The 14,401-nt window shown below is 33.9% G+C and carries 17 protein-coding genes and 1 tRNA gene; 4 read left to right on the top strand and 14 right to left on the bottom strand.

The genetic code is table 11. The features are described from left to right. The first annotated feature begins 357 nt into the window (after positions 1–357). The gene (locus AB3U99_RS15495; RefSeq protein WP_400242344.1) at positions 358–2,070 is read left to right on the top strand and encodes a DEAD/DEAH box helicase; all 1,713 of its coding nucleotides are present in this window, start codon (positions 358–360) and stop codon (positions 2,068–2,070) included. Then, positions 2,039–2,845 carry a YqhG family protein gene (locus tag AB3U99_RS15500; protein ID WP_400242345.1) on the top strand — a complete coding sequence of 269 codons (807 nt, stop codon included), beginning with the start codon at positions 2,039–2,041 and terminating at the stop codon, positions 2,843–2,845. Before AB3U99_RS15495 ends, AB3U99_RS15500 begins: the two co-directional genes overlap by 32 nt. 59 nt (positions 2,846–2,904) lie before the next feature. Here AB3U99_RS15500 and AB3U99_RS15505 read toward each other — a convergent pair whose 3' ends face one another. From AB3U99_RS15505 to comGA, 8 genes are read right to left on the bottom strand one after another with little or no spacing between them, the layout of a single operon-like run. Next, positions 2,905–3,093: a YqzE family protein gene (locus AB3U99_RS15505; RefSeq protein WP_400242347.1), complete on the bottom strand. Its 189-nt coding sequence runs from the start codon at positions 3,091–3,093 to the stop codon at positions 2,905–2,907. A gap of 50 nt (positions 3,094–3,143) precedes the next feature. Continuing rightward, a complete protein-coding gene (comGG, locus tag AB3U99_RS15510; RefSeq protein ID WP_400242348.1) occupies positions 3,144–3,524 on the bottom strand; it encodes a competence type IV pilus minor pilin ComGG in 381 nt (126 codons plus the stop codon). Beyond that, complete coding sequence (gene comGF, locus AB3U99_RS15515; RefSeq protein ID WP_400242350.1) at positions 3,521–3,973, bottom strand: competence type IV pilus minor pilin ComGF; 453 nt, start codon at positions 3,971–3,973, stop codon at positions 3,521–3,523. Before comGF ends, comGG begins: the two co-directional genes overlap by 4 nt. Beyond that, positions 3,970–4,293: a hypothetical protein gene (locus AB3U99_RS15520; RefSeq protein ID WP_400242352.1), complete on the bottom strand. Its 324-nt coding sequence runs from the start codon at positions 4,291–4,293 to the stop codon at positions 3,970–3,972. The genes comGF and AB3U99_RS15520 overlap by 4 nt, the downstream gene beginning before the upstream one ends. Beyond that, complete coding sequence (gene comGD / locus AB3U99_RS15525) at positions 4,277–4,780, bottom strand: competence type IV pilus minor pilin ComGD (RefSeq protein ID WP_400242354.1); 504 nt, start codon at positions 4,778–4,780, stop codon at positions 4,277–4,279. Before comGD ends, AB3U99_RS15520 begins: the two co-directional genes overlap by 17 nt. Continuing rightward, positions 4,711–5,025: a competence type IV pilus major pilin ComGC gene (gene comGC / locus AB3U99_RS15530; RefSeq protein WP_400242356.1), complete on the bottom strand. Its 315-nt coding sequence runs from the start codon at positions 5,023–5,025 to the stop codon at positions 4,711–4,713. Before comGC ends, comGD begins: the two co-directional genes overlap by 70 nt. 12 nt (positions 5,026–5,037) lie before the next feature. Further along, on the bottom strand, positions 5,038–6,099 hold the full coding sequence (gene comGB, locus AB3U99_RS15535; protein WP_400242357.1) for a competence type IV pilus assembly protein ComGB: 1,062 nt from the start codon (positions 6,097–6,099) through the stop codon (positions 5,038–5,040). Next, complete coding sequence (gene comGA, locus AB3U99_RS15540; protein WP_400242359.1) at positions 6,059–7,126, bottom strand: competence type IV pilus ATPase ComGA; 1,068 nt, start codon at positions 7,124–7,126, stop codon at positions 6,059–6,061. The genes comGB and comGA overlap by 41 nt, the downstream gene beginning before the upstream one ends. 255 nt (positions 7,127–7,381) lie before the next feature. Between comGA and AB3U99_RS15545 the strand changes: the two genes are divergently transcribed. Next, a tRNA-Gln gene (locus tag AB3U99_RS15545) sits at positions 7,382–7,453 on the top strand. A 73-nt stretch (positions 7,454–7,526) separates the two neighbouring features. Here the strand turns inward: AB3U99_RS15545 and AB3U99_RS15550 are convergent. Both AB3U99_RS15550 and AB3U99_RS15555 read right to left on the bottom strand, forming a co-directional pair. Then, positions 7,527–8,471, bottom strand: coding sequence for a cation diffusion facilitator family transporter (locus AB3U99_RS15550; RefSeq protein WP_400242360.1), 945 nt, complete (start codon positions 8,469–8,471; stop codon positions 7,527–7,529). Between the two features lie 50 nt (positions 8,472–8,521). Further along, complete coding sequence (locus AB3U99_RS15555) at positions 8,522–9,565, bottom strand: flavin-containing monooxygenase (protein WP_400242362.1); 1,044 nt, start codon at positions 9,563–9,565, stop codon at positions 8,522–8,524. A 283-nt stretch (positions 9,566–9,848) separates the two neighbouring features. On the opposite strand from AB3U99_RS15555, the gene AB3U99_RS15560 reads away from it, so the two are divergent. After that, positions 9,849–10,547: a helix-turn-helix transcriptional regulator gene (locus tag AB3U99_RS15560; RefSeq protein ID WP_400242364.1), complete on the top strand. Its 699-nt coding sequence runs from the start codon at positions 9,849–9,851 to the stop codon at positions 10,545–10,547. Between the two features lie 57 nt (positions 10,548–10,604). Here the strand turns inward: AB3U99_RS15560 and AB3U99_RS15565 are convergent, their stop codons facing one another. The 4 genes from AB3U99_RS15565 to AB3U99_RS15580 form a co-directional block, all read right to left on the bottom strand. Then, the gene (locus AB3U99_RS15565) at positions 10,605–11,240 is read right to left on the bottom strand and encodes an MBL fold metallo-hydrolase (RefSeq protein WP_400242366.1); all 636 of its coding nucleotides are present in this window, start codon (positions 11,238–11,240) and stop codon (positions 10,605–10,607) included. A 12-nt stretch (positions 11,241–11,252) separates the two neighbouring features. After that, the gene (locus AB3U99_RS15570) at positions 11,253–11,570 is read right to left on the bottom strand and encodes an MTH1187 family thiamine-binding protein (protein WP_400242368.1); all 318 of its coding nucleotides are present in this window, start codon (positions 11,568–11,570) and stop codon (positions 11,253–11,255) included. Between the two features lie 102 nt (positions 11,571–11,672). After that, a complete protein-coding gene (locus AB3U99_RS15575; RefSeq protein WP_400242369.1) occupies positions 11,673–12,797 on the bottom strand; it encodes a hypothetical protein in 1,125 nt (374 codons plus the stop codon). A gap of 223 nt (positions 12,798–13,020) precedes the next feature. Further along, on the bottom strand, positions 13,021–14,208 hold the full coding sequence (locus AB3U99_RS15580) for a M14 family metallopeptidase (protein ID WP_400242371.1): 1,188 nt from the start codon (positions 14,206–14,208) through the stop codon (positions 13,021–13,023). Positions 14,209–14,401: the final 193 nt, after the last annotated feature.

Genomic DNA, 14,401 nt, shown 5'->3' on the forward strand with positions numbered 1-14,401 from the left:
TTCCACTTAAAGCCTTATGAAAATTCGAGGAAGATAGGTGGGAGGTACTATCCGTATAGTGATTGGTTCAACTAACCATCAGGAGTGTTGAAGGAAAACGACACTGATGAAAGTTTCCCTTATTTTAAAAAGTAAAAACCGATTATTTATTGTTCATTTTGTATTTAATGTTCATGTTTTGTCCAAATATAAATAAATTGTGACAAAATTAAAAACTTTTTTACCCTTTTATCCTAACATCCGAATGAAAAGGTGGCAATATATTTTTTGTTTTACTAGCATTCTTTTTTCAATCCTTTTTATACATACATAACTTTTTTAGCTTTACCAAATGAAATAAGAAAGGACGAATAATATATGACCGTTCAAATCAATTTTGATGATTCATGGAATGATCAGCTACTAAAGCGAATTTCAGATGATGGTCCATGGGCAAATTGGGAACTATATAAACTAGCAGTAGAAGTAGAACAACATAATATCATACCAGACTTCGAGGGTCTCCAAGCCCCTAAGTACTTATCAGAGCTTTCTCCTTTGCCCCATCAACTTGAAGTTGCGAAAAAGGTAATCGAAGATATGAATGGAAAAGCTATTTTGGCAGATGAAGTTGGTCTTGGAAAAACGATTGAAGCAGGATTGATACTAAAAGAATATATGATTCGCGGATTAGTAAAAAAAGTGCTGATTTTAGTACCTGCCTCTCTTGTCACACAGTGGGCTTATGAATTAAATAGTAAATTCTACATTCCAGCTATGGTTCAGCGTAAAAGCTATGTTTGGGAGCAATGTGACATTGTCGTATCTTCTATTGATACAGCAAAAAGACAGCCCCATCGTGATATTATAAACAATCTGGACTATGATTTGGTTATTATTGACGAGGCCCATAAACTGAAAAATAATAAAACGAAAAACTATGAGTTTGTCCAAAATTTAAAAAAGAAATTCTGTTTGCTATTAACAGCTACTCCTATTCAAAATAGAATTAGTGAAATCTTTAATTTAGTATCTTTATTAAAGCCCGGACATCTTGGTAGCGAATCATCCTTCTATGAAAAATATAAAAAAGATGCCCGCTCCATTGATGATGACGAGAATTTAAAAGCTTTGGTCAATAAAGTAATGATCAGAAACAGACGCCATGATACAGGGATTGAATGGACAAAAAGAATTGTTGAAGCGGTTCCTATTGAGTTTACGAAAGAAGAAAGAGCATTGTATGAAGGGCTGGTAGATTTAAAAACAGAAAACAATCTTTCCAGCGATATTGAAAATCCTCGCAATCCTTTCTCGATGATTACGTTGCAAAGAGAGGCTTGCTCCAGCAGGGAAGCAGTCTATTATACCTTGCAAAACATGGTGAAGAAAAAGGAAAATCCAACACCACAATTCCAACAAAGAATACAAGAACTTGTAAAAAAAGTAGAAGCAGTTCAGCAAAACTCAAAAGCAAACAAGACACTAGAGCTTATTCAGAAAATAAATGATAAAGTAATTATCTTTACGGAATATAGAGCAACGCAAATTTATTTACAATGGTTTTTAAAGCAGCACGGCATCACATCTGTTCCCTTTCGCGGTGGATTTAAACGTGGCAAAAAGGATTGGATGAAAGATCTCTTCCAAAATCATGCGCAAGTATTAATAGCAACAGAAGCTGGCGGAGAAGGTATTAACCTTCAATTTTGTCATCATATTATTAATTTTGATTTACCATGGAATCCAATGAGATTAGAGCAAAGAATTGGAAGGATTCATCGACTTGGTCAAAAAGAGGATGTGAAAATTTATAACTTTGCAGTGAAAAATACGGTTGAGGATCATATTTTAAAATTACTTTATGAAAAAATCCATCTTTTCGAAAAAGTAATCGGAGAACTAGATGATATTCTTACGAAGCTGGATTTTGGCAATATGGATGATTATATGATTGATATATTCTCCCATTCTAAATCAGAAGGGGAAATGAAAATCAAAATGGATAATTTAACGAGCATGATTGAATTCGCACAAAGCATGAAGGAAGGTGAAACATATGAAGCAGCAGGAAATCCATCAATTTCTTGAACGATTTTTCATTGCGAATGATTGTGAAATTACAGAAAATAAACCTGGTTATCTAATCGTCCAACTGACTATCGAAATGGACAAAGAATTAATGAATCGACCTTTTTATTGGCATTATCTTGAAAAGACTGGCGGCGAGCCAAACCCCGCCAGTCTAACCCTCATCACGAATCCAAAGCTTGCTCCAGCCGATATAAAAGGGGAACTAATCCATTTTGGTTCTCCCCGTCTTCACCAGCTTTTTGCTTCAGCAAAAAATTTATCAAAGTATATTCGTTTATATGAAAATAAAACAGGTCAAGGACAGCAGCAAACGGCTCTTAAACCATGGCTTGCTCTAAATGTAAAAATATCGTATCAATGCGACAGAAAACGGGATGTGTTTCAATCGATTGGTTTACAGCTAATCAATGGACAAATAGCAACAAATTTTCAAACAAAAATTGAGAAGATGAATCTTTCTGCCAAAATCCCTGATTATGCATTTACCCTATCTCCTTTAATTATGCCAAAAAGCGGGATTACAAGAATGGAGAATATGATTAAACAATCATTATTAGCAGAAGACCATACATGGGCAGAAGAAGCGAAAGAAAGGTGGAAAAAGGATTTGGAATTGCTAGAGCATTTTTATGAAGATATGGAAGACATCGAGGAAGAACAAGAAACGTTGGAGACCGAAAAATTAGCATTGCAAGAACAATACGAGCCAAAGATTAGTATTTCAATAATTAATGGCGGGCTATTCTATTTGGCTTCAGAAACTGTTTCCTAAAGATCATGCATGAAAAGGAGTAGATGCTGTTCAATAAGCAGCATCTACTCCCTTTCACATTATCGCTTTATGTTTCTACGTCTAAAGCTGAATAAAATTAAATACGGTAAAATCCCAAACCATCTCAGCATAAATGGCTCTTTCAGCCCTTTTCTTGCCGCTCTTAACTTTTGCCTTTCCTCTTTAGGCTGATCCATGTACTGCACAAATGTTTGGGTTAAATACTTCACATAATCATTGGTATTCATCTAATCACCTACTCTAGCATTTGTACTAGGATAGCCAATAATCCAACTTTTCATTCTACCCACTTTGTCATTTTATGCAGTTCATTATCGTAATAACTTGTTGCAACAAGTTGGTTCTTAACACCCTGCAAATTTAATTTATAATCAATTTTATAAGTAGTAGCAGAATTTTTTGTAATCGTATAATTAATTTGCCCATGCAAAAAGACCTTTTCACCGGCTATAATTGGGGTATCCTGTGTAGCTAGCTGGTTCTCGACATCTTTTGAAGAGGTAAGAAAGTAGTATTCTTGCATATTATTATTATTCACACTTATTTCTATTCCTTTCTTATTTTCATAAAGGCCATATAAAACAAATAAGAAATGAATAAAGAGGATATACACACATAGCGATAACGGATAAATAAACCCTTTGTTATTCCTTATCAATTCACTTCACCCTCCATACGAAGATATGATATTATGCTAGCATCTTTTTTCTTTGCAAATTGGTTTATTACCTCTACCCTAAAACCATTCTTATCCCTTTTAAAATCTACATTTTTAACACCTTGTAATGCAACCTCATGCCCTGTCGAATCTACCCGCCTTCTTATACTGCTTTCATATTTTTCATAGGTAACCACTCTTCCATCTACATAAAGCAGTAATTTATTATTTGAAACATCAATATTCTGTGCTATTTTCGCTTCTTTTTTTAATTCTAGGATAAACACTTCCCATTCCATATCTTGTAACTCTGTCTCCGAAACTTGACGATTAAGCATATGTTTCAAAGGAACGATCAATAAAGAAAGAATAATAGAAAAAATAAAAAAACAAAGAAGCATTTCCATTAAAATATAGCCTTTAGTATTAAAAACCATCAAATGTTTCATTCTAGCAACACATCGCATATTTTTTTCGTCTTCTGAAATACATTTTTATATTGAATACAGACTGTATTATCTTTTTCCCAAAGGATTGTGTAGATATTTCCCTCTTTTTCAATAGAAGCTATTCCTTTTTCTGCTTCTCCTAATTTAACTTCCATTAAATAGTGATAAAATAGCTCATTAACAGCCTTACCCTCTTCCGAATCTTCCAATTGCTTTAATACGTGCACATAGATTGGCATCCATGTCAAAGCAATTAGAAGCCATATCGTAAAGGCCAATAAGTAATCCGGTAACATAAATCCTTTACAATTTAGTCGCATAAAATCGCCCTTTACCAATTAGAATGGTTAATTTATATGGTTGCTTTCCAATTCGAAATTCATATGTGCCAAAATTAGAAACATTCCCTCTCGAATTAATGGTAAAAGAAAGCGTGTTTTCATTAACAAAAACAATATCATCATTATAATAACGATCCACAATAGTACCCGTATTTACATCCCCACGAATACTGTAGCGATTTAAATACGGATATATTCTTACTTGAAGAGGTGCTTGATTAGCTATAGCAAAAGCTTGTGCATAATAGAGATCTGCCTCCAATTGGGTAACAAAATGATTCTCATTGAGTGTGGTTTGCTGGGAGGTAACTAAGAACACAGATAAAGAGGAAAGAATCACCAATAATGACATTGCGACAAGCATTTCAACTAGTGTAAAGCCTCTTTGATTTGCTATCACGGATTTTCCGTACCAGAAGTGGTTACTACACCATTTGTAATAATTAATTCCTTGCCATTTGTACATTTCTCTTGCTCTTCTGTAATATAATTTTCTTCTTTTAGTTTAGCGATACTCTCAGGATATGCTTTATGCTCCATATAATAGGATTGAACCTCTGCTTGTACCATCTTTGTTAATGCTTCACAACCTGTATCATTTATTTTCGAATTGTGCTTCGTTATATTGGGAATAGTCACAATTAATAATATAGAAATAACCACCAAAACTATCATCATTTCAATTAGTGTAAATCCTTTTTCATTTTTCATTTTGTGCTCCTTTCAAAATCCATCTAATAACTGGAACATCGGCATTAATACAGATAAATAAATGGAAACGATTAATATTCCAACAACGGAATACAATGTGGGCTGAAGGACCTTCATTGTTTTTTGTATATTCTCTTCTATTTGCATTAAACAATGATTGCCATAGTAATAGAATTCCTGATCCAGCTTGCCATTTTCTTGGCCATGCTGAATAATTTGTAATAGTTCTTTATCAAAAAAATCAAATAACATAAAGGCTTGGTCTAGACGAACACCTTTTTTCAACTGAGAAATAGCGATTATACCTATTTGAGAATATAGCCTTTGCTCCTTATTTTCTTCAAAAAATTGCAAACATTCATAAATCGAAAATCCACTAGATAATAAATAACTTAATTGCAAGGATAAAAGATAGGAAAAATAGCGTCTTACAATTTTTCCTATGTATGGAATTCGTGCTAGTAAATTCATCTGAACAATAATATCCAGCTTGCGAAAATATAAATAATAATAGAAGAAACTAGAAATAAGAAGAAGTAATAAAAAAGCGAAGAGAAACGGAATAATCTTACCGATTAATTGGACAAAGAGCAGAAAGAAATTCTTATTTATATTCATCGTTAGAAAAATGGAATTAAATTTAGGAATGAGGATACTTTGAACAAAGAAGAACAAAACAAAGGTAAATAATAGAAGAAAAAGAGGATAAGAAAGAATCCTCCTTAATTTTTTGATTGTATCTTGTTTATGTTGAATCATTTTACTTGCATCCTGAAAAGCAGTTGCAAATCCTCCATGCTTTTCAGCAAAATAAACAAAACTAATAACTTGGTGATCAAAATTTAGTCTTACAAGATTTTCAAAAAAAGTTTCTCCTCCTTTTAAAGAACCATAACAAGCATTTATATCTTCCATTCGACATTCCGGCATGTAATAACGCGAAGATTGGACGGCTTCCGCCATGGAATAGCCCCTATCAAGCAATTCTCCGATACATTTTAAAAATCTTGCTTGCTCTAAATTAGTCCATTCTTTATTTCTTTTCATCATAAATCCACCGTTCATATTCCCCATTCTTTATATACCCTAACGCTATCCCTTTACAAATGATATCCCCTAATGTTTTATACTTATAACTCCAATCATCTGACCGATTGTAAAGAATGTTTGCAATCATCCTTCCAGTTAACATTTCAAACACAGTCGATCTTTTTAATCGATCATCTAAACGGTAACAGTTAGGTGAACAGCCATCATCACAAAATGGACATACCATTTCTACCAGTCTTTGTGCAGTAACGGCAATTAAGGTTTGTTCAATTTCTGTCTCCTTTATTCCAAACTCGAGCAATCGGTGAATCGCACCTCTCGCATCCCTTGTATGCATGGTAGTTAATACCAAATGCCCTGTTAAACTTGCCCTTATTGCGATATGGGCAGTTTCTCTATCTCGTATTTCTCCAACCATGATAATGTCGGGATCGTGGCGAAGAATCGCTTTTAATCCTGTAGAATACGTAATGCCAGCCTTCTCATTGACCTGAATTTGAAGCACATTTTCCTGGGGCTTTTCAATAGGATCTTCTAAGCTGATAACATTCCTTTGATAAAGGTGAGCATTTTCATTTAAGAGGGAATAGAGTGTTGTCGTTTTGCCAGATCCAGTCGGACCAGTGAGGATAATTAAGCCATGAGCGTGCTTTAATAAAGAGATTAATTTTCGAGAAACATTTGGAAATAAGGAGATATGATAGATTGGAAGCATATTTTTGTCCGAAAGTACGCGAATAACTAAACTTTCATGAGGGTAAGAAGGTAAGGTTGATAAACGTAGGCCAATATATTGACCATTTATGCTCGTGGAAATAGATCCATTTTGCGGTTTTCTTCGTTCTCCAATATCCATGGATGCCGTAAACTTAAAATGAGAGATTAACTTGTCACATTCCTCCGCAGTTATTACTAATCTAGTAAGCAAATGATTAGCAATCCGCAATTGAAGGACAGATTCCTTTTGTCTCGGGGTTATGTGAATGTCAGTAGCATTCTGCTCTACTGCATCACAAATAATACGATTGGCTAAAGCTTCAATAGATAACACTTTTCATAAAACACCACCTTTTTATTTATTCGACTTTATATTTCGACATAAAAGAAGAAATTCCTTCTTTCGTCATTAATTTTTTTAAATTTTATCCAATCGGTTATTTATAAGAAATGTAGAACATAAGATCTGGACCTTTCATGCTTATTTCCCTATTAATACTTTTGATTAATTTCCATAGCTCTTCTAAAATAACCGCTTGATTTTGTATAAAAAACACCGAACAATCCATACTATATATATCAATTATATTGGGCTATAGCCAAGTGGTAAGGCAACGGACTTTGACTCCGTCACTCGTTGGTTCGAATCCAGCTAGCCCAGTAAAGACCCAATTTCCACGGGTCTTTTTTTAATGAAAAAAAACAACCCCACAATGAGGCTGCCCTGTTTTCATTCACACATTCATACCATCATGTTGAATCTGTGACTTTTCGATTTGAATAGTTGTATGTTCTATTTTAAATTTATCTTTCATTCGATCAATCGCTTGCTGAAGAATAGCTTGACTGTCTTTTTTATCTTCAATTAGAATATGGCAGCTTAATGTATCTAGCCCAGAAGTAATAGTCCATATATGCAGATCATGAACATCGATTACTCCTTCGATTTCTTCTAATACCATTCTTACTTCTTCTTGGTTAATTGTTACTGGCGTTCCTTCCATTAATATATGAGTGGAATTTTTTATTACCCCCCAACCGCTTTTTAAAATTAATAAAGCAACTACTACAGATATAATAGGATCTGCAACATACCAATCAAAGAATAGCATGAGTACTCCAGCAATAATCGCACCAACTGAACCTAATGCATCACCCAATATATGTAAGTAAGCACTTCGTAAATTTACATTATTATGCACATCCCCTTTCTGTATTAATGCCACTGCACTAAATATATTGGCTAACAACCCTATCGCAGCAATGATCATCATTGTTCCACTAGCAACCGTCGGAGGCTCCGTGAATCGTTTTATAGCTTCCCAAATGATAAAAAAAGCGATAATAAACAAAGTGGCTCCATTAAATAGGGCCGCTAAAATTTCAAAACGATAGTATCCATACGTTTTACTAGGGGATGCCTTACGTGACGCAAACCGGATTGCAAGGAAACTTAAGAAAAGAGAACTTGCATCACTTAACATATGACCGGCATCTGATAATAAAGCAAGACTATTTGTAAGAAGTCCTCCAAAAAACTCCAATAGCATAATCCCACAGGTAATGATTAAAGCGATAATCAACCCCTTTTTATTTCCTTCTCTTGTTGCTTCGAAGCCATGATGATGATGGTTATGATGTCCATGCTGACTATGATTGTGCTCATGAAAATTTCCCATATTTTTTCCTCCCTATTTCTATTTTATAAATCGAAATTATTTCCTTATGGTTAGATGTCGTTAACTATATGTTTATATAAGTAGCTTGCATCTGAACCAACACCTTGAAGAAGGCTGGAAGACCTATTCGTTTGCCAAGGCAAACCGATAAAATACAAACCATTTATATTTGAAATGCCTCTATTATGAATAGGGTCTCCCTTTTCATTTGTGACTTTTGGGATGGAAATCCAACCGTAATCTCTATAGAACCCAGTTGCCCAAATTACATTGTTGACCATCACTGAACGTTTATCTTGAAATATAAACACATCGTTGTTAATAGTTTCTACTCGCCTAAAAACACTTATAGCTTCACTTTTGATTTTTAATCTCAACTCATCCCCAAAAATCGGATCAGGGTTATTTTTTATCCATTGACCTATTTTTGAGTTAACCTTTGCTTTATATAACCCAAATTTATCAAACCACCAGAAAATACTCTTTTTCCCTATATCTTGTGGTAAAAACCTAATTTTATGACCAGCTGATAAAAAAACCTCTCGATCATTAGAAACTTCAACTGCAATTTGTGCCCCTGAGTTTCCAGCACCCACTACTAAAACAGATCCCTCACTAAGCTGATGAATATTTTTATATTGAGAGGAATGCAGCTGCACTATACTGGAAGATAAAGCAGAAGCAAAAGTAGGAATAAATGGCTTTTGAAAAGCTCCCGTTGCAATTACTACTTTTTTAGCAGTAATTTCATTATCTACAGTTACTACCTTAAACCCTTGATCTATCTTTAATAATGCCTTCACTTCTGTATTTAGTCGAATTGGTAATGAAAAAGCATTAGCATAATCGACTAAGTAAGCAGCAATTTCATCCTTTGTTGGATAGGCTTCAGAATCCCCGGTTAATGTTAAACCAGGTAGCATGCTATGCCAACGAGGAGTAAACAAGGTTAAGCTATCGTATCTATTTCTCCAGCTTTCTCCTAATTCAGTTGATTTTTCAACAATTAGAAAAGATAGATTAGATTTATGTAAGAAGTATCCCATAACGAGACCTGCTTGCCCTCCACCAATAATGATTACATCATATTCCATCATAATCACCCTTTAATATATGAATATATGCTCATATATTGATTTTATATTCAATACTTAAAAATGTCAATTACATATTTAAACATTAACCTTTATTAGAAATATTAAGAATATTAATATAACATTACAAAGATGTCCAAGCTTCAAATCGTGAATATGTACAATTTATGAACAAATATTTGTGAAGTTGTGAACATTTTATAAACTTATCGTTTTAACCATGTTTATGGTAGATTGCTATATTATAATAAAGAAAATTAGTTCCCAGGAGGAAACATTTGTTATGGAAAATACACTAAAAGTTACAAATGTATTATCTGACCCAACTCGTTTCTATATTTATCAATACATTACTAAACGTCATCAAGATGTAACAGTTCAAGAAATAGCAGACGAATTTTCCATCCATCCAAACGTGGCTCGATTACATTTATCTAAATTAGAAGATGTAAGAATGCTACATTCTGAAACAAAAAAAACAGGAAAGGGTGGCCGTCCAAGCAGACTATATCGCTTATCAGATGAGGTCATACAATTTAGCTTCCCATTTAGAGACTTTCAATTATTAAGCAGTATTTTATTAAGATCCCTTGAAAGCCTAGGACCAGAAGGAAGAAAAGCACTATATGAAACAGGAAAAACATTTGGTAAAGAAATGATGGAACAAGAAATCGCCCGTTATACAAATAATACTGCAACATTATCCAATGAGGATAAACTACGGTTATTACAAAATGCCAGCTTAATGACAGGACAACTGCCTGCATTAGAATGGAATGAAGATGAAACCTCCTTATATTTCGAAATATATAACTGTCCATTTAAAGAAGTAGCAATAGAGCATAAAGATAAAGTATGTACGATGCACCACTCCTTCTTTACTGGTATGTTTGAAGCGTTATTTACGGATGTTCAGTTAATCGAAAAACAAAATATTATTTCCGGCTGCGATCAATGTGCCTACAAAACGCTTGTTCAATAGGGAAGAAAAGAGAGAGGGTATTCCTTCTCTCTTTTTTCGGTGTTGCTTCTATGCTAACTAAAAGCCGTTAATATATGGATTATGATCCATTTCATGTTCGATTGTTGTTTTTCTTCCATGACCAGACAGCACAATCGTCTCTTCAGGTAAATTTAAAAGCTTCTCGTGAATACTATTTATTAATGTACGTTGATTACCACCAATTAAATCAGTTCGCCCAATACTTTCATAGAAAAGAGCATCTCCAGCAAATGCCCAATTCTCCTTTTTAAAATAAAACGTAACACTGCCAGGAGAATGCCCAGGTGTCTCCAGCACTTGAAAGGTAAAATCTCCAATTGTCATCTTAGGATTTTCATCTAAGAAATGCTCTGCTGGTCTTGAAACTACAGGATTAGGAAGTCGGAATGCTTCACTCCCATTTAATTTCGGATCAATCAACCACTCTTCTTCTTTGCTATGTACATAAACGGGAATGCTGTACTCTGTTCTAACATCTTCCACCGCACCAATATGATCAAAATGTGCATGTGTTAAAAGAATTGCAATAGGAGATACTTCTAACTCCTGTATCATCTTAATCAATTTTTCTCCATTTGCACCTGGGTCTATCACTAAACAATCCTTATTTTCATTCCATACTAAATAACAATTGGTTTGGATTGGCCCTAAAGGAATTTGCTTATATTCCACAGAATTCCCCTCCTATTTATTCTCTAATTGACTTATTACCCGTTCTACTTTATCTTCCATTTTTCTAGTGATGTCTCGTCTGTCATCAATTCTAATATTTGTACAAACACGCACAAGACCTTTTTCAAATGGAACTTCATGCATTGCCTGAATCACTTCAAATAATATTGGAAGTTCCCCTTCAATAATAGTGTTCATTGGCGTTAATTGGAAACGAATTTGGCCTTTTTCCTCATAACTCATTAAAACTTTTTGAATGTCTGCTACATACGCACTTACACTTGGTGTTTGTGTGCCTACTGGTATAACCGTTACATCAACGATTGCCATATTTTATTGTTCCCCTTTCTCTTCTATCATTAATCGGATTCCATCCATTATTGATCGATTTAAGTTCATTCCTATGATGGCATATTTTTATATCAACATCAACTATTGTGAAATATTTGACGTAAACAAAGGAGTAATGTCTCCAGTCTCCATATTCAGCATATTTTCAAAATAATAACCATAAAGACAGTACTTTCCGTCGCTTGAAATTTGAATTGGCTGATCTTCTAATTCCTTATCGGTAAATAACTTTTTACTCTCACCTGTTTCCATATCTACTTCCATAAATTCAAAAACATCTTGATACGTTTCGGCATTACCATTTCTTTTGGGAGTAAAGGTAAGGAATCTATTTTGATAAAAGGTATAGTTCGGCACTAACCAATTAGCAAATTTTGATAATCGAGGAACAGGAATACTCCCTTGCTTATTTAAATCTGCATCATAAAAGGTATAAACTGCATCTTCTGCTTTATCATTACTTGAGATGGTAAGTAGATAATCGTTTTTCTGGTCAATAAAGTAAATATTAGCCAAATCTACCTCGTTTTCTTCTTCCGTTTCCAAATTGAATATTTTAAGCGGTGCATATAGCGAAGGATTACTTTGATCCCAGTCAAGATACATTACCCTTACCTTTGATAACCATTGTGGAAAAGGGGTAGATACAGGAAAATCACTTAATACGTTTTCTTGAATATCCAATGTAAACACTTTACTTTCCCAATCCTTGGTTAAGGTAGTAATGAGTAATTCATTTTCATTATGAGGATTCCACGCAAAGTCTGTTTCATAGCTTTGCATAGTTCTAGAAAGTATTTCATTTCCTTTATAATCAATTATATGAATTTCTCCTTCTTCCTCAGAAAGAGCACTGTATATTAGCAGTTGATTTTTGTTTAACATCACATAAGATAATTCGTCTTCCGACTCATATAGAGGGATATGCTTTCCTGTATAAATGTTATAAGCATAAATTTTATATACCCCCTCAAAGATAGACGAATAACAAATCGTATCTTTCTTTATCCAGCCATATACTTGCTCAAAGTCTCCTTCAATTGGGCTAATAGGAGGAAGCATCGTGTTGTTATCAACATCTTTGTCCTTCGCTTCATTTTCACTGGCTGAATCACCCTGTCTAGGGGCACAGCTAGACAGAATTAGTATGAAAAAAGTGAAGAGAAGAACTATTCCTAACGTGTTTCTCTTACCTAATGGAAACATTTTTCACACCCCTATAATACTATTCAAGTTTTGTTCACTCTATAGAATAGTAACACAAAAAAGCCGATTTTTTCGGCTTTTTTCAAATCCTATTGGAGATTTTTTAATAAATAATGAAATTCGCAATAAAAATATGTGCTTTTTTACAACTGAATGTTTATTTAATCACGCTGTACTTCTCTTTATTCAATTTGCCCAAACCTTTCTATAAAACATAAGTATCCTACATATATAAGGAAGCCAAGAAAATTCCAGTTGTTTCATGATAAATTTCATCAAACTGAGAGAGAGGGAGTGGATTTATCCCTTTTCCTAACTCAATTGTGAATCCCGGCTTTCTTAATTCTTGAATAAACCAATCTTTATACCCTGCATGACTATCTACATTTTGAATCGATTTATATCCGCTCACTCTCGAAAACTCATCTGCTATTGCCCTCGATTCTGCTGGCTCCAATCCTTCATATCCCCAATAAAATTCTTTTCCCTGTGTATGTAAGGCTAATAATCGATCGAATTTTTCTTTTTCAGCAAGGTTTGCCATCACCTGAGACTCTGGTTCTGATAAAGGGCTATCTCCAGGATAATCTCTTGGAGCAGGGGCTTTCGGTTCTTTCCGTTCCTTTTCCATTTCCCAATTAGCTGGAAATTGATTATTTAAATCTACACCACGTATATTTGCTTTCCAGCCAGTAAAATCGCTACTGCCTTCATTTATTGAAATTATTTTTTCTTTCTCACTCTCTGGAGGACCGCTTAAAACCAAATCAACCCCGTCAGGATTAACCATTGGTACAAGTGATAAAGCTGAACCTTGATACAGTGGCATTGTTCGCACATTGCGCATACTAGTTCCATTAGTTAATGATAATAAAAAGTCATTTAAAAACGTCATTAAAATCCCTGTAGTAATCCATTCATTTGCATGGAAGGATGCATTAATATGAACCTTTTTCGTTCCTTTTCCTATTCTAATTTCATCAATATTTTTTCCTAATACACTTTTGCCTATTGTATGCTTTTTAATGAATGGGAAAGCCTTTATTAAACGATTCATATCTGACTGTAGGGATGTATAATCATACTTTTTCCTTCCCTGTACAAATCTTCCAACAATACGGTTTGGGATTAAAATCTCATCTCCCACTTTAAGATTATTTGGATTTAATTGTTGATTTAATAATAGAATGCTATCAACCGAAATATTTCTTGCTCCTGCAATTTTCCACAGGGTATCTCCTTGCTTTATTTGATGGACTTGTGATTCAAATCCAGGAATTTGGATTGTTTCAGAAACTGCTAATTTATTCGGATTTACGCTAGGATTACTATCTAAAATAAGATTTAGGGGAACAATAAATAGTTGACTATAATACCAAAGTGTATCTCCTGGTCTCAATTTAATCTCCATATAATCACTCCTCTCTCTTTTTATATATATGAATCGCTTATAAAAAACATGCTTAGCAGTGGTATAACATTAGCATATTAAAATTTCTTATTTAAAGGCTGTTTATTCATAAATCTATTATTTTATATGGTTTGATGTAAGTGCAGCACTCACGGATAAAGCCATTTGAAAAGAACCTCATCATATAATATAA

It is taken from the genome of Niallia tiangongensis, assembly GCF_044704065.1.
Classification (GTDB): Bacteria; Bacillota; Bacilli; order Bacillales; family Cytobacillaceae; genus Niallia; species Niallia tiangongensis.